This is a genomic window from Roseateles sp. YR242, assembly GCF_900109745.1.
Classification (GTDB): domain Bacteria; phylum Pseudomonadota; class Gammaproteobacteria; order Burkholderiales; family Burkholderiaceae_C; genus Roseateles.
Window position 1 is genome coordinate 18,145 of record NZ_FOAV01000015.1, and the last position, 25,160, is coordinate 43,304.

22 protein-coding genes are annotated in these 25,160 nt (G+C 65.6%); 14 read left to right on the forward strand and 8 right to left on the reverse strand.

What is annotated here, in order from left to right; translation table 11 throughout:
* Positions 1-14: 14 nt before the first annotated feature.
* The 11 genes from BMY53_RS21485 to BMY53_RS26835 all read left to right on the forward strand — a co-directional run bounded on the left by BMY53_RS21485 (position 15) and on the right by BMY53_RS26835 (position 9,757).
* The gene (locus BMY53_RS21485; protein WP_092948544.1) at positions 15-971 is read left to right on the forward strand and encodes an ABC transporter ATP-binding protein; all 957 of its coding nucleotides are present in this window, start codon (positions 15-17) and stop codon (positions 969-971) included.
* Positions 968-1,753 carry an ABC transporter permease gene (locus BMY53_RS21490; RefSeq protein WP_092948545.1) on the forward strand — a complete coding sequence of 262 codons (786 nt, stop codon included), beginning with the start codon at positions 968-970 and terminating at the stop codon, positions 1,751-1,753. Before BMY53_RS21485 ends, BMY53_RS21490 begins: the two co-directional genes overlap by 4 nt.
* A 15-nt stretch (positions 1,754-1,768) precedes the next feature.
* Positions 1,769-2,035: a BolA family protein gene (locus tag BMY53_RS21495; RefSeq protein ID WP_092948546.1), complete on the forward strand. Its 267-nt coding sequence runs from the start codon at positions 1,769-1,771 to the stop codon at positions 2,033-2,035.
* A 92-nt stretch (positions 2,036-2,127) separates the two neighbouring features.
* On the forward strand, positions 2,128-2,778 hold the full coding sequence (gene hisG, locus BMY53_RS21500; RefSeq protein ID WP_092948547.1) for an ATP phosphoribosyltransferase: 651 nt from the start codon (positions 2,128-2,130) through the stop codon (positions 2,776-2,778).
* 16 nt (positions 2,779-2,794) lie between these two features.
* Complete coding sequence (gene hisD / locus BMY53_RS21505) at positions 2,795-4,117, forward strand: histidinol dehydrogenase (RefSeq protein ID WP_092948687.1); 1,323 nt, start codon at positions 2,795-2,797, stop codon at positions 4,115-4,117.
* Between the two features lie 511 nt (positions 4,118-4,628).
* Positions 4,629-6,179, forward strand: coding sequence for a methyl-accepting chemotaxis protein (locus BMY53_RS21515; RefSeq protein WP_092948549.1), 1,551 nt, complete (start codon positions 4,629-4,631; stop codon positions 6,177-6,179).
* A 604-nt stretch (positions 6,180-6,783) separates the two neighbouring features.
* A complete protein-coding gene (locus BMY53_RS21520; RefSeq protein ID WP_092948550.1) occupies positions 6,784-7,587 on the forward strand; it encodes a PhzF family phenazine biosynthesis protein in 804 nt (267 codons plus the stop codon).
* A gap of 21 nt (positions 7,588-7,608) precedes the next feature.
* Positions 7,609-8,226 carry a 3'-5' exonuclease family protein gene (locus BMY53_RS21525; RefSeq protein ID WP_255370319.1) on the forward strand — a complete coding sequence of 206 codons (618 nt, stop codon included), beginning with the start codon at positions 7,609-7,611 and terminating at the stop codon, positions 8,224-8,226.
* A 98-nt stretch (positions 8,227-8,324) separates the two neighbouring features.
* Positions 8,325-9,077, forward strand: a complete 753-nt coding sequence (locus BMY53_RS21530) for an MFS transporter (protein WP_404947902.1) — start codon at positions 8,325-8,327, stop codon at positions 9,075-9,077.
* Positions 9,078-9,256: 179 nt separating this feature from the next.
* Positions 9,257-9,598 carry a methyl-accepting chemotaxis protein gene (locus tag BMY53_RS26830; RefSeq protein ID WP_404947898.1) on the forward strand — a complete coding sequence of 114 codons (342 nt, stop codon included), beginning with the start codon at positions 9,257-9,259 and terminating at the stop codon, positions 9,596-9,598.
* Between the two features lie 12 nt (positions 9,599-9,610).
* Positions 9,611-9,757, forward strand: coding sequence for a hypothetical protein (locus BMY53_RS26835; RefSeq protein ID WP_404947899.1), 147 nt, complete (start codon positions 9,611-9,613; stop codon positions 9,755-9,757).
* A 459-nt stretch (positions 9,758-10,216) separates the two neighbouring features.
* Here BMY53_RS26835 and BMY53_RS21540 read toward each other — a convergent pair whose 3' ends face one another.
* Positions 10,217-11,545 carry a M12 family metallo-peptidase gene (locus tag BMY53_RS21540; RefSeq protein ID WP_092948552.1) on the reverse strand — a complete coding sequence of 443 codons (1,329 nt, stop codon included), beginning with the start codon at positions 11,543-11,545 and terminating at the stop codon, positions 10,217-10,219.
* Between the two features lie 262 nt (positions 11,546-11,807).
* Here BMY53_RS21540 and BMY53_RS21545 point away from each other — a divergent pair, with 262 nt between their 5' ends.
* On the forward strand, positions 11,808-12,425 hold the full coding sequence (locus tag BMY53_RS21545) for a 3'-5' exonuclease family protein (RefSeq protein WP_092948553.1): 618 nt from the start codon (positions 11,808-11,810) through the stop codon (positions 12,423-12,425).
* 145 nt (positions 12,426-12,570) lie between these two features.
* Positions 12,571-13,956, forward strand: a complete 1,386-nt coding sequence (locus tag BMY53_RS21550) for an MFS transporter (protein WP_218151285.1) — start codon at positions 12,571-12,573, stop codon at positions 13,954-13,956.
* A 5-nt stretch (positions 13,957-13,961) separates the two neighbouring features.
* Here BMY53_RS21550 and BMY53_RS21555 read toward each other — a convergent pair whose 3' ends face one another.
* The 7 genes from BMY53_RS21555 to BMY53_RS21585 all read right to left on the reverse strand — a co-directional run bounded on the left by BMY53_RS21555 (position 13,962) and on the right by BMY53_RS21585 (position 24,467).
* Positions 13,962-14,684, reverse strand: coding sequence for a hypothetical protein (locus tag BMY53_RS21555; RefSeq protein ID WP_092948555.1), 723 nt, complete (start codon positions 14,682-14,684; stop codon positions 13,962-13,964).
* A 214-nt stretch (positions 14,685-14,898) separates the two neighbouring features.
* Positions 14,899-15,831, reverse strand: coding sequence for a ZIP family metal transporter (locus BMY53_RS21560; RefSeq protein WP_255370320.1), 933 nt, complete (start codon positions 15,829-15,831; stop codon positions 14,899-14,901).
* The gene (locus tag BMY53_RS21565) at positions 15,818-17,206 is read right to left on the reverse strand and encodes a class II fumarate hydratase (protein WP_092948556.1); all 1,389 of its coding nucleotides are present in this window, start codon (positions 17,204-17,206) and stop codon (positions 15,818-15,820) included. The genes BMY53_RS21560 and BMY53_RS21565 overlap by 14 nt, the downstream gene beginning before the upstream one ends.
* Positions 17,206-17,643, reverse strand: coding sequence for a hypothetical protein (locus BMY53_RS21570; RefSeq protein ID WP_092948557.1), 438 nt, complete (start codon positions 17,641-17,643; stop codon positions 17,206-17,208). The genes BMY53_RS21565 and BMY53_RS21570 overlap by 1 nt, the downstream gene beginning before the upstream one ends.
* Positions 17,644-17,871: 228 nt before the next feature.
* Positions 17,872-19,089, reverse strand: a complete 1,218-nt coding sequence (locus BMY53_RS21575; RefSeq protein ID WP_404947900.1) for a DUF1501 domain-containing protein — start codon at positions 19,087-19,089, stop codon at positions 17,872-17,874.
* Positions 19,090-19,209: 120 nt separating this feature from the next.
* Positions 19,210-20,757: a DUF1800 domain-containing protein gene (locus tag BMY53_RS21580; protein WP_255370321.1), complete on the reverse strand. Its 1,548-nt coding sequence runs from the start codon at positions 20,755-20,757 to the stop codon at positions 19,210-19,212.
* A 104-nt stretch (positions 20,758-20,861) separates the two neighbouring features.
* On the reverse strand, positions 20,862-24,467 hold the full coding sequence (locus BMY53_RS21585) for an indolepyruvate ferredoxin oxidoreductase family protein (protein WP_092948558.1): 3,606 nt from the start codon (positions 24,465-24,467) through the stop codon (positions 20,862-20,864).
* A gap of 187 nt (positions 24,468-24,654) precedes the next feature.
* Here BMY53_RS21585 and BMY53_RS21590 point away from each other — a divergent pair, with 187 nt between their 5' ends.
* Positions 24,655-25,125 (forward strand): Lrp/AsnC family transcriptional regulator, encoded by a 471-nt coding sequence (locus BMY53_RS21590; RefSeq protein ID WP_092948559.1) that lies wholly within the window; start codon positions 24,655-24,657, stop codon positions 25,123-25,125.
* Positions 25,126-25,160: the final 35 nt, after the last annotated feature.

Below are 25,160 nucleotides of genomic sequence, written 5' to 3' on the forward strand. Positions count from 1 at the left end.
TACAATCGCCGCCCATGCTCGTAAGCTCCCCTCCCACGCCGGCGCCCCTGGCGCCGTCGGCCGGCGGCCCGCCCGCCCTCCGCTTCCATTCGGTCAGCAAGACCTACCGCGCCGGCCAGGTCAAGGCCCTGGACCAGGTCAGCTTTGATATCCAGCCCGGTGAATTCTTTGGCCTGCTCGGCCCCAACGGCGCCGGCAAGACCAGCCTGATCAGCATCCTGGCCGGCCTCTCCCGCGCCAGTGGGGGTTCGGTGTCGGTGCTGGGGCACGATGTGGTGAACGACTACGCCGAAGCCCGCAAGCGGCTGGGCATCGTGCCGCAGGAGTTGGTCTTCGACCCGTTCTTCAGCGTTCGCGAGACGCTGCGCATCCAGAGTGGCTACTTCGGTGTGCGCAACAACGACGACTGGGTGGATGAGCTGCTGCTCAACCTTGGCCTGGCGGACAAGGCCCACTTCAACATGCGCCAGCTGTCCGGCGGCATGAAGCGCCGGGTGCTGGTGGCCCAGGCGCTGGTGCACCGGCCGCCGGTCATCGTGTTGGACGAGCCGACCGCCGGTGTCGACGTGGAACTGCGCCAGACCCTGTGGCAGTTCATCGCCCGCCTGAACCGGGAGGGCCACACCGTGCTGCTGACCACGCACTACCTGGAAGAGGCGGAGGCCCTGTGCCACCGCATCGCCATGTTGAAGCAGGGCCGCGTGGTGGCGCTGGACCGCACCACCGAGCTGCTGGCCGGCCGTGCCTCCACCATGCTGCAGTTCAAGACGGATGCCGCCTTGCCCGCCTCGTTGCGAGACCAATCCCGCATCACCGGCCGCATTGTGCAGATCAAGGCGCATGACGCGGCCGAGGTGGAACGCATCCTCGCCACGCTGCGCGAGGCCGCCTGCCCGGTGGAAGACCTGGAGATCGGCCGAGCCGACCTGGAGGACGTGTTCCTCGAAATCATGCAAGGAGCGCACGCATGAGCGGCGGCACTTTTGGTGGCATCCAACTCGCGGGTGCCCGCACCCTTTTCTACAAGGAAGTGCTGCGCTTCTGGAAGGTCGGCTTCCAGACCGTGGGCGCGCCTGTGCTGACGGCGGTCCTGTACCTGCTGATCTTCGGCCATGTGCTGGAAGACCATGTCAAGGTCTACGGAACGGTGGGCTACACCAGCTTCCTGATTCCCGGGCTGGTGATGATGAGCGTGCTGCAGAATGCCTTTGCCAACAGCTCCTCCTCGCTGATCCAGAGCAAGATCACCGGCAACCTGGTGTTCCTGCTGGTGACCCCGCTGTCGCACTGGGCCTGGTATCTGGCCTATGCGGGCGCCTCCGTGGTGCGCGGCCTGATGGTGGGGGTGGGCGTGTTTGCGGTGACCTGCTGGTTCGCGCCGCCCGGGTTGGCCCAGCCGGGCTGGATCCTGGTGTTTGCGGTGCTGGGCGCCGGCATGCTGGGCTCCCTGGGGTTGATCGCCGGGTTGTGGGCGGAGAAGTTCGACCAGATGGCGGCCTTCCAGAACTTCATCATCATGCCCATGACCTTCCTGTCGGGCGTGTTCTATTCGGTGCATTCGCTGCCGCCCTTCTGGCAGGGCGTGAGCCACCTGAACCCATTCTTCTACATGATCGACGGCTTCCGGCACGGCTTCTTCGGCGTGAGCGACGTCTCGCCCTGGACCAGCCTGGCGGTGGTCGGCCTGAGCTTCTGCGTGGTGGCCGGCACCGCCCTGGAGCTGCTGCGCCGGGGCTACAAGATTCGCGGGTGAAGTAAACTCACGTCCATGGCTGACCCGACCCCCCACGAAGTGCAAAGCTACATCGCCCAGGGCCTTCCCTGCACCGAACTGCAGGTGGAAGGCGATGGGCGCCATTTCTTTGCCACCATCGTGTCGGCCGAATTCGAGGGCCTCAGCCGGGTGCGCCGCCATCAGCGCGTGTACCAGGCCTTGGGCGACCGCATGCGCGAGCAGATCCACGCGCTGTCGATGAAGACCCTGACTCCCGCAGAATGGGCCCAGCAGGGCACCGTCCTGCATCACCATTCCTGACAGCCACCCTGCCGAACAGCGGGTGGCGGTGTGGCGCCGTCCGGTGATCCCGCTGCCGTCCCGCTGAACTGAACGTTCAACGAGGACACCGCATGATCACCCTGGCGCTTTCCAAGGGCCGCATCTTCGAAGAGACCCTGCCGCTGCTGGCGAGCGCCGGCATCCGGGTACTGGAAGACCCGGAGAGTTCCCGCAAGCTCATCCTCCCGACCAACCATGCCGATGTGCGCGTGGTGCTGGTGCGGGCCACCGATGTCCCCACCTACGTGCAGTACGGTGGCGCGGACATCGGCGTGGCCGGGCGTGACGTGCTCATTGAGCATGGTGGCGCCGGGCTGTACCAGCCGCTGGATCTGCAGATCGCCACCTGCCGCATGAGCGTGGCCGTGCGGGACGACTTCGATTACGCCGGTGTGGTGCAGCAGGGCTCACGCCTGCGCGTGGCCACCAAGTACACCAGCATTGCGAGCCAGCATTTCGCCGACAAAGGCGTGCACGTCGACCTGATCAAACTCTATGGCTCCATGGAGCTGGCCCCGCTGACCGGGCTGGCGGACGCCATCGTGGATCTGGTCTCCACCGGCAGCACACTCAAGGCGAATCGGCTGATCGAGGTGGAGCGCATCATGGACATCTCTTCCCGTCTGGTGGTGAACCAGGCCGCACTCAAGCTCAAGCGCGAGGCCCTGAAGCCGTTGATCGATGCCATTGCGGCGGCGGTGTCCGCCGGTGCCGCTGCCTGAGCCGCGGAGCCCCACCATGCTGAACCTGCGTACCCTGCACACCACTGACGCCGATTTCGAGGCGGCATTCCAACGCGTGCTGCATTGGTCGGCCGAGACGGACGCCGAGATCGAGACCCGGGTGGCCGACATCCTGGCCAGCGTGCGCCACCACGGCGACGCGGCGGTGCTGGATTACACCGCGCGGTTCGACCATCTGGAGGCCGCATCGGTGGGCCAGCTGGAATTGACCCGTGAAGAGCTGAAGGCTGCGTTTGAAGGGCTGCCGCCCGCGCAGGCCCAGGCGCTGACCCAGGCGGCCGAGCGGGTTCGCCTCTATCACGAACGTCAGAAGAAGGCCTGCGGCGAAAGTTGGAGCTATCGGGACGAGGACGGCACGCTGCTGGGCCAGAAGGTGACGCCGCTGGACCGGGTGGGTATCTATGTGCCGGGGGGCAAGGCGGCCTATCCGTCCAGCGTGTTGATGAACGCGATTCCGGCGCAGGTGGCCGGTGTGCCTGAGATCGTGATGGTGGTGCCGACACCGCGCGGGGAAAAGAACCCGCTGGTGCTGGCTGCCGCCTATGTGGCGGGGGTGCACCGGGCCTTCACCGTGGGGGGCGCACAGGCCGTGGCCGCATTGGCCTACGGAACGGCGACGATCCCGCGGGTGGACAAGATCACCGGCCCTGGCAACGCGTATGTGGCCAGTGCGAAGAAGCATGTGTTCGGGCAGGTGGGCATCGACATGATCGCCGGACCGAGCGAAATTCTGGTGCTGGCTGATGGGACAACGCCGCCGGACTGGGTGGCGATGGACCTGTTTAGCCAGGCGGAACATGATGAGCTGGCGCAGAGCATCCTGCTGTGCCCCGATCTGGCGTATATCGGCGAGGTGCGCGCGGCGATTGAGCGGCTGCTGCCAGGGATGCCACGGCAGGCCGTGATCCGGGCCTCGCTGGAAGGCCGCGGGGCGCTGATTCACACGCGCTCGATGGAGGAGGCCTGCGAGATCAGCAACCGGATCGCGCCGGAGCACCTGGAGGTGTCCAGCAGCGACCCGCATCGCTGGGAGCCGCTGTTGCGGCATGCGGGGGCGATCTTCCTGGGGGCGTATACGAGTGAGTCGCTGGGGGACTACTGCGCAGGGCCTAACCATGTGCTGCCAACCTCTGGGACGGCGCGGTTTTCGTCGCCGCTGGGGGTGTATGACTTCCAGAAGCGGTCGAGCTTGATCGAGGTGAGCGAGGCGGGCGCCCAGGTGCTGGGGCCGATCGCGGCCACGCTGGCCTATGGGGAAGGGCTTCAGGCCCATGCGCAGGCGGCGGAGTTCAGGCTCAGGAAGCCTACGGGGGGGTGAGAGGAGCCTTGCGCTTGGAGCTCCGCTTCCCTATTGGGAGCTCCGCTTCCCTGCTGAGAGCTCCGTTCCCGGGCTGAGAGCCCCCGCTGCCGCGCTGCGAGCCTCTGCCTTTGCGCTGAGAGCCTCTGCCTTTGCGCTGAGAGCCCCGCCGTGCCCGCGCCCCGCCGTGCCCCTGCCCCCCGCCAGAAGGAGAAGGCCAGGGGCCTGTTGACTCCATGTCATTCCTGTCCGGCTCCGCCGGCCATTCCCTTCTTTACTTACGTCAACAGGCCCCTGGCCTCCTCCTTCCGAACCGAGGACCCCCTCAAGCCCCCAAGCCGCTCAAGCCGCTCGAGCTGCTCTAGCCGCACGAGTTGCACGACTTCCACGGTTTCGGCAGTGGCTGAGTCGGGGCATGTCGGCTGCCCGGCGTGGCGTGGGGCTTCCCTTGATATGGGGGCAGGCGTCATCCGCACAAAAGCGCTGAACTGGCATAGCATGTCCCCGGAGACACAAGCCAGAAGGACGTCGTATGAAGTTCTCGGATCTTCGCTTGGGCATGCGCATCTCGCTGGGCTTCGCCGCCGTGCTGCTGGCCACGCTGGTGGTTGGCGTGGTCGCCATCACGCGGTTGCACGTCATCCAGGGCAACGTGCAGGAGATGGCCAATAACTGGATCCCATCCATCAACGCCATCAACGCGTATCGGGGCCAGATCAACGAACTCAGGCGCGCAGAACTGGGCGTGGCGCTGCAGGAGTCGCAGCCGGGGCTGGACCAGGAACTGGACCGCATCCGCACCCTTCGTGACAAGACGCTGCCGGACCTGGCCAAGAAGTACGAGGACTTGATCTCCTCCGCCGATGAACGCGCGCTGTGGAAGGAATCCCAGACGCGTTATGCCGAGTTCATCGCGCTGCAGGACAAGCTCATCGCGGATCGCAAGGCCGGTGACCGCGCCCAGTATGTGGCGCAGGCCGTGGGCCGTTCCAAGGACGCGTTCAGTAGCCTGGTGGGCAGTATCCAGAAACTGGTGGAGATCAACACCCAAGGCGCGCAGGAAGGTTATGCGGAGTCCCAGCGGGTGTTCAGCACCGTGCTCACCACCATGGTGGTGCTGATCGCCTTGGCCATCGCCGCAGGCATCGCGCTGGCCTGGTACCTCACACGCAGCACCGTGCGGCCACTGACGCAGATGGTGGGTGTGGCGCAACGCGTGGCCGAAGGTGATCTCGCCGTGCAGGTGGATGTCTCGCGGCGCGACGAACTGGGCCAGTTGGCTCGCGCCCTCTCCGACATGCGCGACTCACTCAACGGCTCCATCACGGCTGTACGTACCAGCGCTGACAGCATCGCCCTGTCCAGCAGCGAGGTGGCCGCCGGCAGCAGCGATTTGTCCGCCCGCACCGAACAAATGGCTTCCAGCCTGGAAGAGACTTCGGCCACCATGCAGGCACTCACCGACACCGTTCGGCAGAACGCCGACGCCACTCGGCAGGCCAGCCAGCTGGCACAAAGTGCCAGCGAGGTGGCCGGCCGGGGCGGCACCGTGGTGTCCGAGGTGGTGAACACCATGGACGAGATCAATGCGTCCTCCCGCAAGATTGCCGACATCATCGGCACCATCGATGGCATCGCTTTCCAGACCAACATCCTCGCGCTGAACGCCGCTGTGGAAGCCGCCCGTGCCGGTGAGCAGGGCCGTGGCTTCGCCGTGGTGGCCGGCGAGGTGCGCTCGCTCGCGCAACGCAGTGCGGAAGCGGCCCGGGAGATCAAGGGCCTGATCGGTTCCTCCGTGGAACGGGTGGAGACAGGCGCACGGCTGGTGGGCGACGCAGGCGAGACCATGCGTGAGATCGTCTCGGCCGTTCAGCGCGTCACGGACATCATCCAGGAGATTTCCAGCGCCACGCAGGAACAGAGCACCAGCCTGATGGAAGTGGGGCAGGCGGTGCAGCGGCTGGACGAAGTGACGCAGCAGAACGCGGCATTGGTGGAGGAATCCAGCGCGGCGTCTGAGTCGTTGCGTGAGCAGGCAGGTAGCTTGAAGCAGGTGGTGGCGCAGTTCAGGTTGCAGGGGTGAGTGAGAGAGCCGCTGCACCATTCCTCGCCACAGCGCCCGCTATGGCTGTGATTGACTGGCATGCCATCGTGCTCCCCAATTGCCGAACCAAACAGCCAGGCACGCGGTCAAGGCGAGGACCGCTGATTTGAAGATAAAAGGCATATTGACACCATGGCCCGCCGCGTAGAGGCCAATGGCGCCGAGCGCCCAGCCAATAGCGGCCAGTACCGCACCATGCCGGATATTTCCGGAACGTGTGCTGGCAATCACGAGAAGCGAACATCCAAGAAAAATGAGAATTTGCATCGGAGACTACGTTGCGCTGTGGAATTGGCCATCGCCGCCATTCATGCATCGGTGACGATGGCAATGACCTGCCTGCAAAGAGTTCCAAAAGTCCCATTGATCGCCAATAGCAAATGCTCGTGCCCTTGATTGGGACAAGTCCTGAGGAACTGTTGTTTGGGCGGCGGCCGCGCGGTCATCCGGCCGGCGGCATCCACCACGGCAGAAAGCCGTGCGGTTTCTGCACTAAGCTGCGAAACAGCCCTTCGGGCGTCGGCGCGCAGCAGCGAGCGACGTTGAAGCGACCCCTGGACCCCGACAACACCGCGCGCAGCCCATGCAATTGCCTATCCACGTCGTCGACGCCTTCACCTCGCAACGCTTCCGAGGAAACCAGGCGGCAGTCGTTCCCCTGGACCAGTGGCTGCCCGATGCCACCTTGCAGGCCATCGCTGCAGAGAACAACCTGTCCGAGACATCGTTCCTGGTCTTCAACGCCGCCAGAAACACCTTCGAGATCCGCTGGTTCTCGCCGCTCAAGGAAATCGCCTTCTGCGGCCACGCAACGCTGGCGAGTGCCTTTGTGCTGTTCGAGGCCGACCCCCAACGGCAGAGCCTCATCTTCAGCGCCGCGGCGGTGGGTGATGTCATCGCAACGCAGACCGGGGGCGGGCGGATCCGCATGACCTTCCCACGGCGCGACGCTCATGCCGTGGACGAACCGCCTGCGGCCCTTCGCAACGGCCTGGTGCCGGCGCCAACACACTACCTCGTCAACCAACAGGCCTATGTGGCGGTCTACGCGTCTGAGGCCGAAGTGCTTGCGGTCAGGCCGGATCTGGAGCGCCTCAAGTCCCTCGGCCCGCTCGATGTGGTGGTCACTGCACCCGCAAGGCCTGGCGCCGACTACGATTTCGTCAGCCGCTACTTCTGGCCAGCCAACGGGGGTGAGGAGGACCCCGTCACGGGGTCGATCCACGCCGCTCTTGCGCCATATTGGGCCGACCGACTGGGCCGGAACATCCTGGTGGGACACCAGGCGTCACAGCGCACTGGCACCCTTTACTGCGAGGTCCATCAGGACCGGGTCGAGGTCTCAGGCCATTGCACCCGCTACCTGAGCGGGACCATCACGGTCTGACGGCGGGCGAAGGAACGCGCCATGCAGGAGATCTACATCAGTACCGACATCGAAACCGATGGCCCGATCCCCGGGCCGCATTCGATGCTCAGCCTCGGGGCCGCCGCCTACACGGCAGACAAGCAGCTGCTGGCCACCTTCTCCGCGAATCTGGAGACCCTGCCCGGTGCCAGCGCCCATCCGGAAACCGCCGCCTGGTGGGCCACCCAACCGGAGGCCTGGGCCGCCTGCCGTACCCGCCTGGAAGCCCCCGAGGTCGCCATGCGCCGCTATGCGGACTGGATCGCCACGCTGGCGGGCAAACCGGTCTTTGTCGGCTATCCGGCCGGCTTTGATTTCCTCTTCGTCTACTGGTATCTGATCCGCTTCACCGGCAAGAGCCCATTCAGTTTCTCGGCGCTGGACATCAAGAGCTACGCCATGGCGGTCCTGGGCACCGACTTTCGCGCCACCACCAAGCGCCGCATGCCCAGCCACTGGTTCGACCCGTTGCCGCATACCCATGTGGCCCTGGATGACGCGATCGAGCAAGGCGCCATGTTCTGCAACATCCTGCAGGACACCCCGGCCCGCAACAACAGCAAGAACACGGCCCACAGCGGCTCTGCAGCCAGCCGCGATGAGGACCGCGAAGGCTGACACGTTCCGGGCGCTGAGCACACGCCAGCACCGGCTTCATTGGCGCGGCCGGTGGCCTGACGCTGTTCATTGGTGGTGTCGAATGGGTCTCGCATGACATCGGCCGCGCCCAGGGGCATCTGGCCTCGGTGCTGTGCGTGCTGGCGGGCCTGGCCACGCTGGTCTGGACTGTGGGCCACCTGCGCCGGGCCACCCATCCGGTCGTGAGCCTCTCGCCCTTTGAACACCGCAGCTTCGTGGTCTCTACGGTGGGCGGCACGCTGGCGGCCACCGCCATCCAGTCCACACCGTTCCTGCTGCCCTTGCTGTTCCAGCTCGGCATGGGCAGGGACGCGGTGAGCGCGGGTGCCATGCTGCTGCCGTATTTCGCGGCCAACCTCGGCATGAAGACGGTGACCACGCCCATCCTGCAGCGCTTCGGGTTCCGGACGGTGATGATTGCCTCGGGGCTGATCAGTGCGCTGAGCATTGCCGCCTTTGCCCTGGTGGATGCCCAGACGCCCTGGGTGCTGCTGATCAGCCTGCTGATCGTGAGCGGGGCGTCGCGATCCATGTCGATGACGGCCATCAACACCCTGGCCGTGGCCGACCTGCCGCAGCACAAACTGGGCGCCAGCTCCACGCTGGCCGCCATCTCCAGCCAGGTGGCGGGCGCGATGGGCGTGGCGGTCGGCGCGTTGGTGCTGGCGGCCATGGCCCATCTGGGCGGCCGGGAGCATTTGGCGGTCGGCGACTTCTCGGCTGCGTTCCTGGTCGTGGCAGTCTTCAATGCCTTGGCGGTGGTGCAGTTCTGGCGCATGCCGCATCAGGCCGGCGCGGAGATCCTGCGGCCGCGCGAATCACGCGGCTGAGGGGCTCATTCCTCGGACTGGAGCGCCTGTTCCCAGACAGACAGCGCAGCCTCGAAGATCGAGCCCTTGCCCAGCGCCGCCGGGTCGCTGGCTCAGGGCAATGTGTCGGAGATGGCCAATTCCTCACCCTGCAGGACAAGCTGATTGCCGATCTCAAGGCTGGTGACCGCGCTCAATACGTGGCACCGGCCGTGGGCCGCTCCAAGGAGGCGTTCAGCAGCGTGGTGGGCAATATCCAGAAGCTGGTGGATATCAACACCCAGGGCGCGCAGGACAGTTATGTGGAGTCCCAGCGCGTGGCACAGAGTGCGAGCGAGGTGGCCGGCGAGGTGCGTTCGCTCGCACAACGCAGCGCCGAAGCAGCCCGGGAGATCAAGGGCCTGATCGGCTCCTCGGTGGAACGGGTGGAAACCGGTGCGCGGCTGGTGGGCGACGCCGGCGAGACCATGCGAGAGATCGTCTCCGCCGTGCAGCGCGTCACGGACATCATCCAGGAGATATCCAGCGCCACGCAGGAATAAAGCACCAGCCTGATGGAGGTCGGCCAGGCCGTGCAACGCCTGGATGAGGTCACCCAGCAGAACGCCGCGCTCGTGGAAGAATCCAGCGCCTCGGAGTCGTTGCGTGAACAGGCGGGCAGCCTGAAGCAGGTGGTCGCGCAGTTCCGGTTGCAGGAGTGAACGGCATGACGTGAGACAGAACGGACTTGCGGTCGTCTAGTCCGTCTGTCCGGCTGGATGTCACGTCAGTTGATGACTATCCAACTGAATCCTTCCATGACGGTCCACGGTTGAGCTGCCTTGCACGACGCAACCGTGGAACTGTTGGAATTGATGCTGACCTGCCTGCCTTCCGCGTGTGCGGTCAGCAACGTGGCATACACCAGGCGACAAGCTTCCGGGCTGACACCGTTGGGAGCGGTGATTCGCAAGTTGCAGATTCTTGGCCAACTTAGCTCGCCGACGCTCCCTACGAGTACATCAGCTGTTATTGGGTCCACCGCCGGTGCAACGACCGCACCGGTGCAGGAATAAGCAGCAATCGCAGAGGTGGAAATTGACGCCGAAATTATTGGAGCGAGTATGTGCTTTGAAATGTTCATTTGTGAATGAATTGTCCTGTTGCCTTAGATGTCGTGGCTAGAAAAAAACCACCCCCAGAAGCTTTGAGATAAAGGATGGAGAGTTGCTGGATAATTTCGTTGAACGGAACTTTGCCGCTTGATGTCCGGTGCTATTCAGGACAAGGACGGTATTGGATTGTTCATTGCCAAAATGAACGTCTACACGGCCAGCCGGACTTCCATAAGAAAAAGCGACTCTTTTGGGGTCCGACCAGGCATTGACTCGACTGTCCCCGGCACACGCTTGAGGATAGGCCATGATGTCGTGGTAGCAGTCCCCTGTGGCCCGTTCATGTAATTGATAACCGTGCCCATATCGGAAGGGGGTTGGCGTAGGATCATGTGCGACGTCGTGCCTGGCCCCCAACAAGTGTCCGATTTCATGAGCCAGACTGTAGTTGCCGACAAAGCAATCAGCAGCTATCGACGCGAATGCTGTTTCCGGTGTTGCTAATATCTGTTTTGAAACACCGCAGTCTGTTTCGATCGTGTCAACAATGATGACGATGTCAGCTTCGGATTCGTTTCTCGCCTTGATGATTGCGTTGGAGCGCATTGCCGCATCCCGAGCTTTCACCGAATTTCCGTAGTTTTTTGGCGTAGAGGTGATCCCTACTAGTCTGGCCCGCAGATTTATATTGCTATATAGAAATGAGTCATTGAGGGACCCGACGGCAGTCTGGCTTGCGGCCTGGATATTTCCGACGTAACGCTCGGCATTCGGAGTAAATGCAATAAAAACGTTCAGTGTGCTGGGCGCGTTTGATGACGTTGCTCGCGTGGCCGTGGATCCGTGCACGAGATTGGCGGTTGTGCTCATTCCACCTTCGCTTGCTGATTCGGCGCCAGCCGGTGCGGATGGAGGGTGCTCCGGCTGGAATCCAGAAGGGTTAATCTCAATGAATGCATGTAACGAATCGCTCAATGATCTAATGATGTATCTATGGCTAGGTGTTTGAAGCGAGCCATAGATCTGAGTTCCTTGCACTGTGACGACCGCTTTTCCGCCAGCATCTATATCTCCGAACCAGGTGATGCTTCCATCGGTGTGATGCTCTTCCTTTGTCCTTCTAAGGCTTAAACGCATGCCGTCGGGCATTTGAATAGCCACTATCGTTGAGGAGAATGCCCTCGTATCGATGAATGCGGCTATCGCTGTACGTGTAGATGGATTTCGCCGTATTTCGACTAGGCGGTCTCGAGCAGCCTGCGGTAGAGCTATGGATTCCTGCTCTCTTTTTATGATTCCGCTGGAGGCTAAAAGAGAAGCCCCTTGTGCGTGTACTTGTGCATGGGCGCCCGCGATCAGAAGGAAGGTTAGAACTATGAGTGCAATATTCTTCATGAGAAGTCCTGATTCCCGACATACGGTGCCGGCCGTGTATGAAAGCTCCAGCGCCACGCACCGTCGCCGTTAACTGGCGAGTGACAAGAGTCTATCTGTGTCGAAATTGGAATGAATAAGGACTTTCTCTTGGTGAATAATAGGGATGGAATGGCTGATTGTTATTAATTGGAGTGATGCATTTTATAAATATTGATTAAATGCTGAGGTCGGATATTTGGTAGTTGCACAGACCCAGGCCCGGCGCTGCACAATCGCTCCGATGAACGAGATCTACCTCAGCACCGACATCGAAACCGACGGCCCCATTCCCGGCCCGCATTCGATGCTGAGCTTCGCCTCAGCCGCCTACACCGCCGACAAGCAACTGGTCGCCACCTTCTCCGCCAATCTGGAGACCCTGCCTGGTGCCAGCGCGCATCCGGAAACCGCCGCCTGGTGGGCCACCCAGCCTGAGGCCTGGGCCGCTTGTCTCACCCACCTGGAAACGCCTGAGTCCGCCATGCGCCGATATGTGGACTGGATCACCACGCTGCCCGGCAAGCCCGTGTTTGTCGGCTACCAGGCCGGGTTCGACTTGCTGTTCGTCTACTGGTACCTGATCCGCTTCACCGGCAAGAGCCCGTTCAGCTTCTCGGCCCTGGACATCAAGAGCTACGGCATGGCCGTGCTGGGCACCGACTTTCGCGCCACCACCAAGCGCCAGATGCCCAAGCACTGGTTCGATGCGCTGCCCCACACCCACGTGGCCCTGGACGACCCCATCGAGCAGGGCGCCATGTTCTGCAACATCCTGCAGGACACCCCCGCCCGGACAGGCCGCAAGAACGGATCCGGCGCTGGAGCCACGGCCAGCCGCGACAACGACCGCGAAGACTGACACGTTCAGGGCGCTGAGCACACGCCGGCACTAGGGAGTTGATTGACATTGTCAACTTTCGTGCCTAAGCTGCCGGCATTGCTGTATCCCGCTGGCACGCGCTGCCGGCCGCCCCACAATGTCCCTTGCTCCCCAAAGCCGCCGCGTGACGTTGGCCATCGCCGCCGTGATGTTCATGCTGGTGCTGGATGGTTCCATCCTGAACACATCCCTGCCGGCCATTGCCGCGTCCCAAGGTGTGCCACCGCTGGCGCTGAGCGCCGTGGTCACGGCCTATCTGCTTGCCGCCTCTGCCGTGCTGCCCTTGTCCTCCTGGCTCGGAGAGCGCCATGGCATGCGCAAGATCTTTCTGGTCGGCGTGGGGCTCTTCACACTCGCCTCGCTGCTCTGCGGCCTGGCCCAGACCCCCGGCCAACTGGTGCTGGCCCGCGTGCTGCAGGGCGCTGGTGGCGGTCTGCTGCTGCCCATTGGCCGCACGATTGCCTTGCGTGGCGCACGCAAGGAAGACATTGTCGGCATCCAGGCACTGCTGGTCTGGCCGGCCCTGTTCGGCCCGGTGTTGGGTCCGCCGCTCGGTGGCTTCCTGAGCACCTATGCCACGTGGCGCTGGAACTTCCTGCTGAACGTGCCGATCGGCCTCATCGGCATGGCGCTGCTGGCCCGCTGGGTGCCCCGCGACGAACCCGGCCCGGCCCGCCCGTTCGACATGGTCGGCTTCATTGGCGCGGCCGGTGGCCTGACGCTGTTCATTGGCGGTGTCGAATGGGTCTCGCATGACATTGGCCGCGCCCAGGGGCATCTGGCCTCGGTGCTGTGCGTGCTGGCGGGCCTGGCCACGCTGGTCTGGACGGTCGGCCACCTGCGCCGGGCCACCCATCCGGTCGTGAGCCTCTCGCCCTTTGAACACCGCAGCTTCGTGGTCTCCACGGTGGGCGGCACGCTGGCGGCCACCGCCATCCAGTCCACCCCGTTCCTGCTGCCCTTGCTGTTCCAGCTCGGCATGGGCAGGGACGCGGTGAGCGCGGGTGCCATGCTGCTGCCGTATTTCGCGGCCAACCTCGGCATGAAGACGGTGACCACGCCTATCCTGCAGCGCTTCGGGTTCCGGACGGTGATGATTGCCTCGGGGCTGATCAGTGCGCTGAGCATTGCCGCCTTTGCCCTGGTGGATGCCCAGACGCCCTGGGTGCTGCTGATCAGCCTGCTGATGGTGAGCGGGGCGTCGCGATCCATGTCGATGACGGCCATCAACACCCTGGCCGTGGCCGACCTGCCGCAACACAAACTGGGCGCCAGCTCCACGCTGGCAGCCATCTCCAGCCAGGTGGCGGGCGCGATGGGTGTGGCGGTTGGCGCACTGGTGCTGGCGGCCATGGCCCATCTGGGCGGCCGTGAGCATCTGGCGGTCGGCGACTTCTCGGCCGCCTTCCTGGTAGTGGCGGTTTTCAACGCGCTGGCAGTCGTGCAGTTCTGGCGCATGCCGCATCAGGCCGGCGCGGAGATCCTGCGGCCGCGCGAATCACGCGGCTGAGGGGCTCATTCCTCGGACTGGAGCGCCTGTTCCCAGACAGACAGCGCAGCCTCGAAGATCGAGCCCTTGCCCAGCGCCGCCGGGTCGCTGGCCAGTCGCAGCCAGGCGAGAGTGTCGTGATGGTCGCCGGGGATGTAGTCCCGGCTGCGCTCGGACACCAGCCACGCATGCAGTTGGCCATACAGGCTGGCATGCTGCTGTTGCGTCCATGCCAGTGCGACCAGGTCGCCATAACCTTCCTCGCGGCGGGTGGACTTCATCGAGAGGTAGGCCTGCTTCAGCTCCGGGCTCAGGCCCTCGGGGATGCGGCTGGCGGCGAAGCCTGCGGGCAGGCCGAACCAGGCACCGTCCAGGTACCGGCGGCAGTGCCCCAATTCATGCGCAGCCATCAGTTCCAGAGCGGCGCTTTCCAGGCCTTGCGGGATGCGCGCCAGTGTGGCCTCCCCTTCCGGATTGCCGCGCAGGCTGAGCACCAGCTTGCAGCGCCCGTTCACAAAACCCAGCGCCACCGGTGCCGCGTCGGGTGCGTCTTCCGGGCGCACCGCCACGTCCAGTGGCAGGCCGCTTTGTCGGGCCTGCACGATGACCGGTGCCATGCCGTTCACCCAGCGCTGCTCCAGCGGGCTCAGGCCGGCGGCTTGCGCCGGCAGCACCGTGGACAGGCACGCGGCCAGCCCCAGGCCCAGGGCGGACAGGGTACGGAACAGGGGGGGACGGACTGACTTCATCGCGGCTCGACCTGAAAGACGTGGTTCGAGCCTTGATGGTGATGGGACCAGCGCGATTTGGCGCAGGTGGCCCGGCCACAACAGCCGGGGTGGTGTGAAGTGCTGCGCGCTGTCGGCGCTTGGTTTGAAGACGAGCGCCGGGTGGTGGCCCGTCGTGAGGAGACGTCCGACAGCGAACACGGCAGGACCGCACAAGCGGCCCAGCCAATGTCCCTCAACCGAGCGCCGTGTCCAGCACCATCATCAGCGCAAAGCCCAGCATGAGCCCTTGCGTGGCCCAGCGTTCATGGCCCTTGCGGTGTGATTCCGGAATGATTTCATGGCTGATGACAAACAGCATCGCGCCGGCTGCGAACCCCAGCGCCCACGGCAGCAGCAAGGGCCAATGCGACACCACCCAGGCGCCCAGCACGGCGCCCACCGGTTCCACCAGCCCGGAGGCCGCACCCAGCGCCAGCGCCTTGCCGCGTGGGTAACCCACGCTCATGAGCGCCACGGCGATCACAAAACCTTCGGGCAGGTCCTGGATGGCAATGGCCAGGCTCAGGCCTGCCGCCGCGACCGGATCGTTGGCCGCAAAGGCCACACCCATGGCCAGCCCCTCGGGCAGGTTGTGCAGCGTGACGGCGATCACGAACAGCGTGGTGCGGCGCAGCCGCTTGCCATCGATGCCTTCACGCCCCTTGATGAAATGCTCATGCGGCAGCCAGCGGTCCATGGCCATCAGCGCCCACGCGCCAATCAGGACGGCCAGGGCCATCAGGAGAGCGGCTGATGTGGCCCCACCCCCGGATGACGCCACCGCTTCTCGCGCCGCTGCCAGCCCGGGCAGGATCAGCGAGAAGGAGCAGGCCGCCAGCATCACGCCGGCGCCAAACCCCATCAGCCCATCCTGCGCCCGGTCGCTGAGGCTGTGGGTACCCAGCGCGGGCAGGGTGCCCAGCGCAGTGGCGGCGGCGGCCAACAGGCCCGCCTGCAGCGCCAGGCCGATGACCGAGCCGCCGGCGCCCGGCCGCAAGGCCAGCCATCCCTCGCGGAACAGCAGCCACGCGCCACCCAGGAGGATGACGGCGCCCAGCACCCGCCTGAGCTGCGGCAGCCGGCCCGGCGGTCTTGGCGTTTCCATCGTGGTGTCAGAGTCCGCCATCGGTCAGTTTGGAGGGGTCCAGCATCTGCTGGAGCGTGCTGCGGTCGATCTCGGTCATCTCGGCCGCCACGTCCAGGATTGGACGGTTCTCGGCATAGGCGCGCTTGGCGATGGCCGCCGCCTTCAGATAGCCGATCTCGCGGTTGAGCGCCGTCACCAGGATGGGATTGCGGGCCAGTGCGTCCTGCAGGCTGGTGGTGTTGACGCGGAAGTCCTTGATCGCCTGGTCAGCCAACGCACGTGAAGCGGTGGCGAGCAGGGCCAGGCTGTCCAGCAGGTTCAGCGCGATCAGCGGCAGCATCACGTTGAGCTGGAAGTTGCCGGACTGGCCGGCAATGGTGATGGCGGTGTCGTGGCCGATCACCTGCGCACACACCATCGTCACCGCCTCCGGGATCACCGGGTTCACCTTGCCCGGCATGATGCTGGAGCCAGGCTGCAGCGCATGCAGCTCGATCTCGGCCAGGCCGGCCAGAGGGCCGGAATTCATCCAGCGCAGATCGTTGGCAATCTTCATCAGCGTCACGGCCACGCCCTTGAGCGCGCCGGAGAGCGCCACCGCCGTGTCTTGCGCAGACAGGGCGGCGAAGAAGTCGGGCGCCGGGCGGAAGGTCAGGCCGGTGAGGCCCGACAGCTCCTCGCAGAAGCGCTGCGCAAACTGCGGGTGGGCATTGATGCCGGTGCCGACCGCCGTGCCGCCTTGTGCCAGCTCGCAGACGCTGGGCAGCAGGGCGCGCAGTTGGGCCCGGCGTGCATCGATCTGCGCGCACCAGCCACCCAGTTCCTGGCCCAGGCGCAAAGGCATGGCGTCCATCAAGTGGGTGCGGCCGGTCTTCACATGATGGCCGTCGCTGGCGATCTTGTCCTGCAGCGTCTGCGCCAGGTGGTCCAGTGCCGGCAGCAGCTCACCCTGCAGGGTCTGGGCCGCACTGATGTGCAGCACGGTCGGGATGCTGTCGTTGCTGCTCTGGCCGGCATTGACGTGATCGTTGGGGCTGACGGTGGTGCTGTTGGCCAGCAGGCGCGTGGCCAGCGTGGCCAGCACCTCGTTGGCATTCATGTTGCTGCTGGTGCCCGAGCCGGTCTGGAAGACCTCCACCGGGAAGTGGCTCATCAGGTCCGGCGATTGCAGCAATTGCGCGCTGGCGCGGTCAATGGCCTGCGCAATGTCCTCGGGCAGTTGCTCCAGGCTCAGATTGGCGCGCGCCGCCGCCGCCTTCTGCTGCAGCAGGGCACGCACAAATCGTTCCGGCATCGGCTGGCGGCTGATGGCGAAGTTGTTGACCGCGCGTTGGGTCTGGGCGCCGTACAGGGCATCGACCGGGACGTCGATCTCGCCCATGCTGTCACGTTCGGTGCGGGTGGCTTGCTTCATCAGGATTCCTTCAAGGGACTTTGGCTGAGGCACCACTGGAAGCGCTGCACGCGCGCCGCCAGCGCGTCATCGGTGCGGGCGAGTGCAACCAGCGCCGCCAGCGGACGCTGGAGCTGATCAAGGCAGGCCCAGCGCCAGTGCCAGGGTAGCAGGGGGTTGTGCGCCGCGCTGTACAGCAACCGCAAGGCCTGTTCCTGGGCGGGGACAGGCGCCAGCACGCCGGCACCGATCAGCTGTTCCGTCGTCAATTGATGGCGGCGCAGCAACACGGGGTCGTCGGGCGTCAGGCCGCAGGCGATCTTGAGGCCCATCCAGCGCAGGCATTCAACGCCCGGATGGTCGGCCGCGCTGCAGGCGCTGTCATCCGTCCGCGGGCTGGCAGGAAAACCTCCCGAACGGAAGAGGGGCACGGAAGCACGGGCAGACATGGACGGCATGGCAACTCCTGACGAAGCGGGCCGGAAGGTTCCGGTGGGCACGGGCTGGCAGGGTGCTTGCTGGCGGAGGCCGCCAGACCGGGATGGGCGGGGATCAGCTCAGGGGCAGACGGCGCGCCCGCCCGGAAGCGGCGGAGGAGTACATCCTAGATGAGAATTGCTCTCATCTGCAAGCCTGAAAATCGCAAGCTTTTGCGTCGGGGACGGTCGGCGCCCCGGCGTACGGTGTCAGACCAAGGCCAGGTCGCGGGGTGTTGCCGAGGGGAACACGCGGGCCAGCGCGGCGTTGGAGAGGCCGAACTGGCGCTGCCACAGGCCGCCGAGCACGGCGCGGTAGTCGTTGAGCACCGGATAGTCGCGGTTCTGGAACAGCGTGGTGGCGGAGAGCGCCACCTGATCACCCGCGACGGGGCCGCCCTGGCTGGCCAGGCCACCGCCCAGCAGCCAGTAGACGCTGCCGTGGCCGTGATCGGTGCCGCGGTTGCCGTTCTCGCGGAAGGTGCGGCCGAATTCGCTGATCACCATGACGGTGGTCTGGCGCCACAGTTGGGGGCCCAGTTCGTCGGCGATGGCCGCCAGGCCCCGCCCCAGTTCCTCGAAGCGGGTGGCGAGTGCGCCAGTGGCGCCGCCCTGGTTGACGTGGGTGTCCCAACCACCCACATCGATGAAGCCCAGGCTGAACCGGCCCCGCATCAGTGCGGCAATGCGGCGCGCCTCCAGCTCGAAACCCTTGGCCGGGATGGCATTGCGGCCTGCCGCATCCATCTCCTGCTTCAGACGTTCCGGGGCCAGATCCCGCGCGAGTTCCTCGCGCAGCATCAGCCCTTCCTCGACATTGGCACCCAACGGCTGGCCCTGGTACATGCGGCTGATCAATGCGCGGTTGCGTGCATCCACCACGGGGCGCGCGGTGTCCCGCAGGGCGGCATTGGCAATACGCGCCGGGCCACGGAAGGCGATGGGCAACTGATCGGTGAAGGAGAGCGCCTGCTGGGCGTCCAGTTCCGAGGCGAGGCGGTTGAGGAAGCCGGAGCCGTAGTCGCGCGAGCCCACCAGCGGTTGGCCCATTTCGATGCTGTCCTGTGTCTCGAAGTGGCTGCGGGTCAGGTCGTCGGTGCCGGCAAAGGGGATGAAACGGGCCTGGCCGGCCAGCATCAACGGATGGATGCTTTTGCGAAGCGCGGGGTGCAGGCCCCAGTCCGCATTGACGGCCAGGGCGGTGTCGGCGCCCTCGCCGGGGCGGGCGATGGCAATGCGGGGCCGCTGCTCGTAATAGAAGCTGCTGGAGACGGGCACCAGCAGATGGGTGGCGTCATAGCCGCCACGCAGGAACACCAGCAGGAAACGCGGGCGGTCGGCGCCAGCGGCGAACAGGCGTGCACTGGAGAGCCCCAGCGCACCTGCGGCGGCGGCGTGCAGGACCTGGCGGCGATGAAGCATGGACATCAGGGCGCTCCAACTGTGCAAATCGGGTCTGGGGTGGTGGCTCGGACGAAGCCCGTAGACATGTCCGTGCCGACACCTGTGAGATGAGCATGAGCTGTCAGGGCGCGGTTCATGTGGGCCTCATCGGTACATGAAGTCAGGGCTGGACAACCACAGGCTCAGCCATTGCTGCGGTGTACCCGCCTGCGCCAGCGCCTCCCGCGTGGCGGGCGCCAGGCTGGCATCGACACGGGCCTTCAGGGGTTGCAGGTCCGGCAGGGGGACGGGTGTGTTGGTGCCATCAGGACGGAACAGCGCGGGAGCACCCCCACCGATCTGCCGGGCGATCTCGAAGCGGGCGGTCATCTGCCCGGCGCTGTTCCAGGCCTCGGCCGTGAGCGGGTAGCCGTCCGGGGTCTGCTTGTCGTAGAGCCCCTGGCCCAGGCGCCGCAGCCAGTTCTGCAAGGGTTGGCTGTTCTGCAGCGGGCGGGATTCGAAGCTGGCGCGCAGGCCGGAGAGCAGGTAGTGCTGCGGGTCCTTGAACTTGGGCGAGGCGCCAGGCGCGACGAAGGCGGGCGACAGCAGCAGCGGGCGGAGCGTGGCGCGGATATCCCCGCGGCTGCGCTCGAAGGCTCGTGCCATGTCGTCCACCAGGGCTGGCGGGGGCTGGTCGCTCAGGAAGAAGACGGCCAGCTTGTGGCTGACGTGGCGGGCGGTGGCGGGCTGGGCGACCAGCAGGTCCAGCACCTCGTCCAGTTCGTCGGCACCCCGGCCCTTGATGGTGCGGCCCAGCACCTGCTTGTCGCCGAAGTCATGGCGGCCCGGGTGGAACTCGAAAAAGCCGTCCCGCTGGTACTGCGCGGCCACCTTTTGGGCCATGCGCGGCGCGTCTTGGTCGATGCGCACGCCAAAGCCGGTCAGCACGCGGGCCAGTTCCTGTACGTCGTGCTGGGTGTAGCCGCTGTCCACGCCCATGGTGTGCAGCTCCAGCAGTTCGCGGGCGTAGTTCTCGTTGATGGCGCGGGCGGCGTTCTGGTCGTTGTCCAGGTAGCGCAGCATCGCCGGATGGCGGGCCACCGCGCCCAGCATGAGGCGGAAGGAACCCAGCGCCTGGGGGCGCAGCGCGCGGTCTTCATAGTCGGCCACCAGCAGCCGCACGTCGCGTTTGCCCTGGTGCACGTTGAAATGGTTGAACCAGAACCAGGCCATCTGCTCCAGCAACTGCTGCTCGGAATAGAGCTGCCGCAACACCTGGCGCTCACCCGCCTCTCGCACGGCGCGTTGCTGCGCCGCCTGGTAGGCCTGCCGCATGGCCGTGCGGTCTGCTTCGGTGGCGGCCTTGTCGCCATTGCGGCGCAAGGCCTCGGCATCGCGCACACGAACCAGTGGGTCCAGCAGCGTGATGTCCATGGTGTCGATACGGGCCTGGATCGGTGCAGGCAATGGCGCCGCGGGATTGGCCTTGAGCTGGTTGTCCACGTAGGTGGGCCAGCCCTGCTGCTCGATGGCGGCCAACTGGGCCTGGGTGGCGCCCCAGCCAATACGGTCGGCCGCCCGCTGGCGCTGCCGGGCATCCAGCGGCGGCGTCGGCGCCAGGCCGGCGCAACCGGAGAGCAGCAACGCCGGGGGCAGGCTGACGGCAGCGGTGCCGATCAGCCAGTCACGACGGGTCAGTGTCAGGCTTGACATGCCCCAAGCATGCCAAGGGGGAAGGCGGGCTGTCCAATGCCTTTGCGCTATTTCACAGTCGCAACAGGGCCTCCTTGCAGATGGTCTCCCTGCAAATGGACTCCCTACAGCTCCGCCACGCCCTTCACCCGCACGGCCGAGACCGGCACGACCGCCACCGGCGTTTCCACAGCGCGGCCATGGAAGCGGTCCAGCAGGTCCTTCCACTGCGCACGCACGGTGGCGACATTGGCCAGCTTCACGTGGCCATAACCCCGGATGCCTTCCGGCAGGCGGGCCAGGCGCACGGCCAGGTCCAGCCTTTCGTTGCTCCGGTCGGCGCCGGTGTCGGTGCTGAGGTGCGCGAGCAATTCATCCACCAGCGATTCGTAATCCGCAATCAGCTGGCGCTCCATGCGCCGTTCCGACGTCTTGCCAAAGAGATCCAGTGCAGTGCCGCGCAAGCCCTTGAACCGGGCCAGCACCTTCATCGCCTTGAAGGTCCAGCCGCCCAGCGTGAGCTTGCGCACACGGCCGTCCGAAGCCGGACGTGCCAGCAGAGGCGGCGCCATGTGGAAGCTGAGCTGCTCCCAGTCTTCGAACTGGGCCTTCAGTGCGGTTTCGAAGCGGCCGTCGGTGTAGAGCCGCGCCACCTCGTATTCATCCTTGATGGCCAGCAGCTTGGCGTAATAACGCGCCACGGCACGCGTCAGGCGCAGGCCCTTGCCGGCGCTGCCCAGGGCAGTTTCGGCTACACGCACACGCTGCACCAGCTGTTCATAACGCTGCGCATAGGCGCTGTCCTGGTAGTCCGTGAGGAAGGCCTTGCGGCGCGCCACGAGGCCGCTGTCACCCTCGAGCTGATCGAAGTTGAACCATTGCACGGTGGCCGGCGTGGCGCCCGCCAGTCGTTGCAGTGCCTGCGGCGCACCGATGGCCAGCCGCCCCAGCGCAAAGGCCGTCTTGTTGTTCTCCACCGCCACGCCATTGAGCTCGATGGCGCGCATCAGCGCCTCCAGGCTGAGTGGCACCAGGCCGCGCTGCCAGCAGGCACCCAGCATGATGATGTTGCTGGGCATGGTGTCGCCCATCAGGCGCTGGGCGATGTCCTGCGCGTCGATACTGTTGATCAGCGCGGCCTGGCCGCCCACGGCGTGCTGCATCTTGGCCAGCAGGGCGTCCGCCTGCAGCGAGGCGTCGGGCTGGCGGACGAAGGCGGCGGTGGGCAGTTCATGGGTGTTGGCCAGGATCACGGTGCGGCCCGGCTTCACGGTGGCCAGGGCATCGGCACTGGCGCCCACCACCATGTCGCAGGCCAGCAGCACATCGGCCTGCTGGGTGTCGATGCGGACCTGATTGAGCAGGTCCTGCGTCGGCGCCACGCGCACGAAGGACAGCACCGCGCCGCCCTTCTGCGCAAAGCCCATGAAGTCCAGCACCGAGCCCTGCTTGCCTTCCAGGTGGGCCGCCATGGTGACCAGCGCGCCGACCGTGACCACACCCGTGCCGCCCACGCCGGTGACCAGCATGTCGAACGGGCCGGTCCACGGCCATGCGGCCGGCGTGGGCAGCGCCTGGATTTCCCGGGCCAGGTCCTGCGGGCCGAAGGACGCCCCCGCACGCTTCTTCAGCTTGGCCCCATGCACCGACACAAAGCTCGGGCAGAAGCCGTTCACGCAGCTGAAGTCCTTGTTGCAACTGCTCTGCTCAATGGCGCGCTTGCGCCCCCAGTCGGTTTCCACCGGTACGACGGAGAGGCAGTTGCTGGCCTGGCCGCAATCGCCGCAACCCTCGCAGACGGCCTCGTTGATGAAGATGCGGCGCGGCGGGTCGGGGAACTCACCCTTCTTGCGGCGGCGGCGCTTTTCTGCGGCGCAGGTCTGGTCATAGATCAGGACGGTGACGCCTTCGATCTCGCGCAGCTCGCGCTGAACCTGGTCCAGCGCGGACCGGTCGTGGAAGGTGGTGCCGGCCGGGAACAGGCCCTCATGGCCCTGGTACTTGCCGATCTCATCGGAGACCACCACCAGCCGCTTCACGCCTTCCGCCTCCACCTGCCGGGCAATCTGCGGCACGCTGGTCTGGCCGTCCACCGGTTGGCCACCGGTCATCGCCACCGCGTCGTTGTAGAGAATCTTGTAGGTGATGTTGGTGCGCGCAGCGATGGCCTGGCGGATGGCCAGGTATCCGGAGTGGTAGTAGGTGCCGTCGCCCAGATTCTGGAAGACATGGCGCTCGGTGGTGAAGCGCGAGTGCGCGGCCCAGTCCACCCCCTCGGCACCCATCTGGATGAGGCCGGAGGTGCCGCGCTCCATCCAGCTGGCCATGAAGTGACAGCCGATGCCAGCCAGCGCCCGTGAGCCCTCGGGCAGCTTGGTGGAGGTGTTGTGCGGGCAGCCCGAGCAGAAGTAGGGCTGGCGGCGCACGCCGTCCGCGCTGTTGGACAGCAGGCAGGGAGTGAGGAAATCCACCACCAGGTGGCGGCGGTCCAGCGCCGGGTTCAGGCGGGCCAGCCAGTCCGCCACGGTGGGCATGATGCGCGACGGGCGCAGTTCACCCAGCGCGCTGAGCACCGGCTGCCCGTGTCCATCGGTCTTGCCGACCACCCGGGGCCGTTGGCTGTCGGGCAGGTGGAACAGCAACTCCTTGATTTGGCGCTCGACTACCGGTGCCTTCTCTTCGATGACCAGCATGTCGGTCAAGCCCTGTGCAAATTCGCGCAGGCGCGTGGGCTCCAGCGGATAGACCAGGCCCACCTTGTAGACCCGCACACCGGCGGCGGCCAGGGCGTTGGGGTCCAGGTCCAGGCGGCGCAGGACTTCCATGAAGTCGTAATGCGCCTTGCCAACCGTGACGATGCCCAGCGTCGCGCGCGGGCTGACCACCACGTGCTTGTCGATAGCGTTGAGGCGGGCAAATGCCAGCACCGCGTCGATCTTGTGGGCCAGGCGAGATTCGAGCTCCAGCGAGGGCAGGTCCACCGCGCGGATGTGCAGTGACGTGGGCGGCGTGTGCGGCACGGGCTGTTCAAAGTCCAGCGGCACGGCGTCCAGGTCCACCGTCATGCCGGATTCGACCACCTCGGAGATGGCCTTGAAGCCGACCCAGGCGCCGGAGAAACGCGACAGCGCCCAGCCGTAGAGGCCGAACTCCAGATATTCCGCCACGTTGCCCGGATGCACCAACGGCATGGACCACGCCTGCAGGGCCAGGTCGCTCTGGTGTGGCGTGCTGGAGGAGACGCAGCCATGGTCGTCCCCGCAGACCACCAGCACACCGCCTTGCGGCGAGCTGCCGTAGACGTTGCCGTGCTTGAGCGCGTCCCCGGAGCGGTCCACGCCCGGGCCCTTGCCGTACCACATGGCGTAGACGCCATCGACGGTCCGCTTCGGGTCCAGCGCCACCCGCTGCACACCCAGGCAGGCGGTGGCGGCCAGGTCCTCGTTGATGGCGGGCAGGAAGTTGACCTGCGCCGCATCCAGGAATTTCTTCGCTTTCCAGAGCTGTTGGTCCACCATGCCCAGCGGACTGCCGCGATAACCGGAGACAAAGCCGGCCGTCTTCAGGCCATGGCGTTCGTCCTGGCGCTTTTGCATCAGCAGCAGGCGCACCAGCGCCTGGGTACCGGTGAGGAAGACCTGCCCGCTGGTGGCGGCCAGATTGTCGGAAAGCTTGTAGGGGCGCAGTGCCGAGGCGGTGGAGGGGGGGGCCGAATTCGTCTCCACGTCCATTGCCGGTGCGGATGGGGTTGGGGTGGGGGGCGTCGTGGGGACGTCTTGTTCGTGCATGGCCTGCCTCCGGGCCGGGTGGCCGTCTGATGGGGAGAAGGGCATTCTTTACGAGCGAGTCGCGTCAAACTTGCTCGGTTCACTCTGCGGGCCTACGATCGTGAGTGAAAAAAACTCATGAAACCAAGAAATGGGAAATGAAGCGTTTGATCGTGCCACGCGCCTCATCCTGGAGGCCCTCCAGCAGGACGCCAGCCTCAGCACCCAGCAATTGGCCGAACGTGTCGGGCTCTCCGCCACACCGGTCTGGCGGCGCGTCCGGGAGCTGGAAGAGCGGGGGGTGATTCGCCGGCAGGTGGTGCTGGTGGACCGGGAGCAACTCGGGCTTTCCATCTGCGTGCTGGCCAATGTCAGCCTGGTGCGGCACAGCGAGGGCGCGGTGGAGGCCTTCGAGGCGATGGTGGCGGCCAGCCCCGAAATCATCGAATGCCAGGCCATCACCGGCGAGGCCGACTACGTGATCAAGGTCGTGGCACCCGACATGAAGGCCTATGACCACTTCCTGCAGACCAAGATCTTCAAGGTGGCCGGGGTGCACAGCGTGCGCAGCAACGTGGTGCTGCGCGAGGTGAAATACGAGACGGCGATGCCGGTGCCGTGAAGCGCCACACCGCACCTCCAGCCGCTGACTCGGGC

Coding starts and splice junctions, on each gene's coding strand:
- BMY53_RS21515 (WP_092948549.1), top strand. CDS start 4,629: ATGAAGTTCTCGGATCTTCGCTTGGGCATGCGCATCTCGCTGGGCTTC.
- BMY53_RS26835 (WP_404947899.1), top strand. CDS start 9,611: ATGGAGGTCGGCCAGGCCGTGCAACGCCTGGATGAGGTCACCCAGCAG.
- BMY53_RS21520 (WP_092948550.1), top strand. CDS start 6,784: ATGCAATTGCCTATCCACGTCGTCGACGCCTTCACCTCGCAACGCTTC.
- BMY53_RS21540 (WP_092948552.1), bottom strand. CDS start 11,545: ATGAAGAATATTGCACTCATAGTTCTAACCTTCCTTCTGATCGCGGGC.
- BMY53_RS21575 (WP_404947900.1), bottom strand. CDS start 19,089: ATGTCCATGCTTCATCGCCGCCAGGTCCTGCACGCCGCCGCCGCAGGT.
- BMY53_RS21585 (WP_092948558.1), bottom strand. CDS start 24,467: ATGGACGTGGAGACGAATTCGGCCCCCCCCTCCACCGCCTCGGCACTG.
- BMY53_RS21555 (WP_092948555.1), bottom strand. CDS start 14,684: ATGAAGTCAGTCCGTCCCCCCCTGTTCCGTACCCTGTCCGCCCTGGGC.
- BMY53_RS21490 (WP_092948545.1), top strand. CDS start 968: ATGAGCGGCGGCACTTTTGGTGGCATCCAACTCGCGGGTGCCCGCACC.
- BMY53_RS21590 (WP_092948559.1), top strand. CDS start 24,655: ATGGGAAATGAAGCGTTTGATCGTGCCACGCGCCTCATCCTGGAGGCC.
- hisD (WP_092948687.1), top strand. CDS start 2,795: ATGCTGAACCTGCGTACCCTGCACACCACTGACGCCGATTTCGAGGCG.
- hisG (WP_092948547.1), top strand. CDS start 2,128: ATGATCACCCTGGCGCTTTCCAAGGGCCGCATCTTCGAAGAGACCCTG.
- BMY53_RS21495 (WP_092948546.1), top strand. CDS start 1,769: ATGGCTGACCCGACCCCCCACGAAGTGCAAAGCTACATCGCCCAGGGC.
- BMY53_RS21545 (WP_092948553.1), top strand. CDS start 11,808: ATGAACGAGATCTACCTCAGCACCGACATCGAAACCGACGGCCCCATT.
- BMY53_RS21565 (WP_092948556.1), bottom strand. CDS start 17,206: ATGAAGCAAGCCACCCGCACCGAACGTGACAGCATGGGCGAGATCGAC.
- BMY53_RS21560 (WP_255370320.1), bottom strand. CDS start 15,831: ATGGCGGACTCTGACACCACGATGGAAACGCCAAGACCGCCGGGCCGG.
- BMY53_RS21525 (WP_255370319.1), top strand. CDS start 7,609: ATGCAGGAGATCTACATCAGTACCGACATCGAAACCGATGGCCCGATC.
- BMY53_RS21580 (WP_255370321.1), bottom strand. CDS start 20,757: ATGTCAAGCCTGACACTGACCCGTCGTGACTGGCTGATCGGCACCGCT.
- BMY53_RS21485 (WP_092948544.1), top strand. CDS start 15: ATGCTCGTAAGCTCCCCTCCCACGCCGGCGCCCCTGGCGCCGTCGGCC.
- BMY53_RS21570 (WP_092948557.1), bottom strand. CDS start 17,643: ATGCCGTCCATGTCTGCCCGTGCTTCCGTGCCCCTCTTCCGTTCGGGA.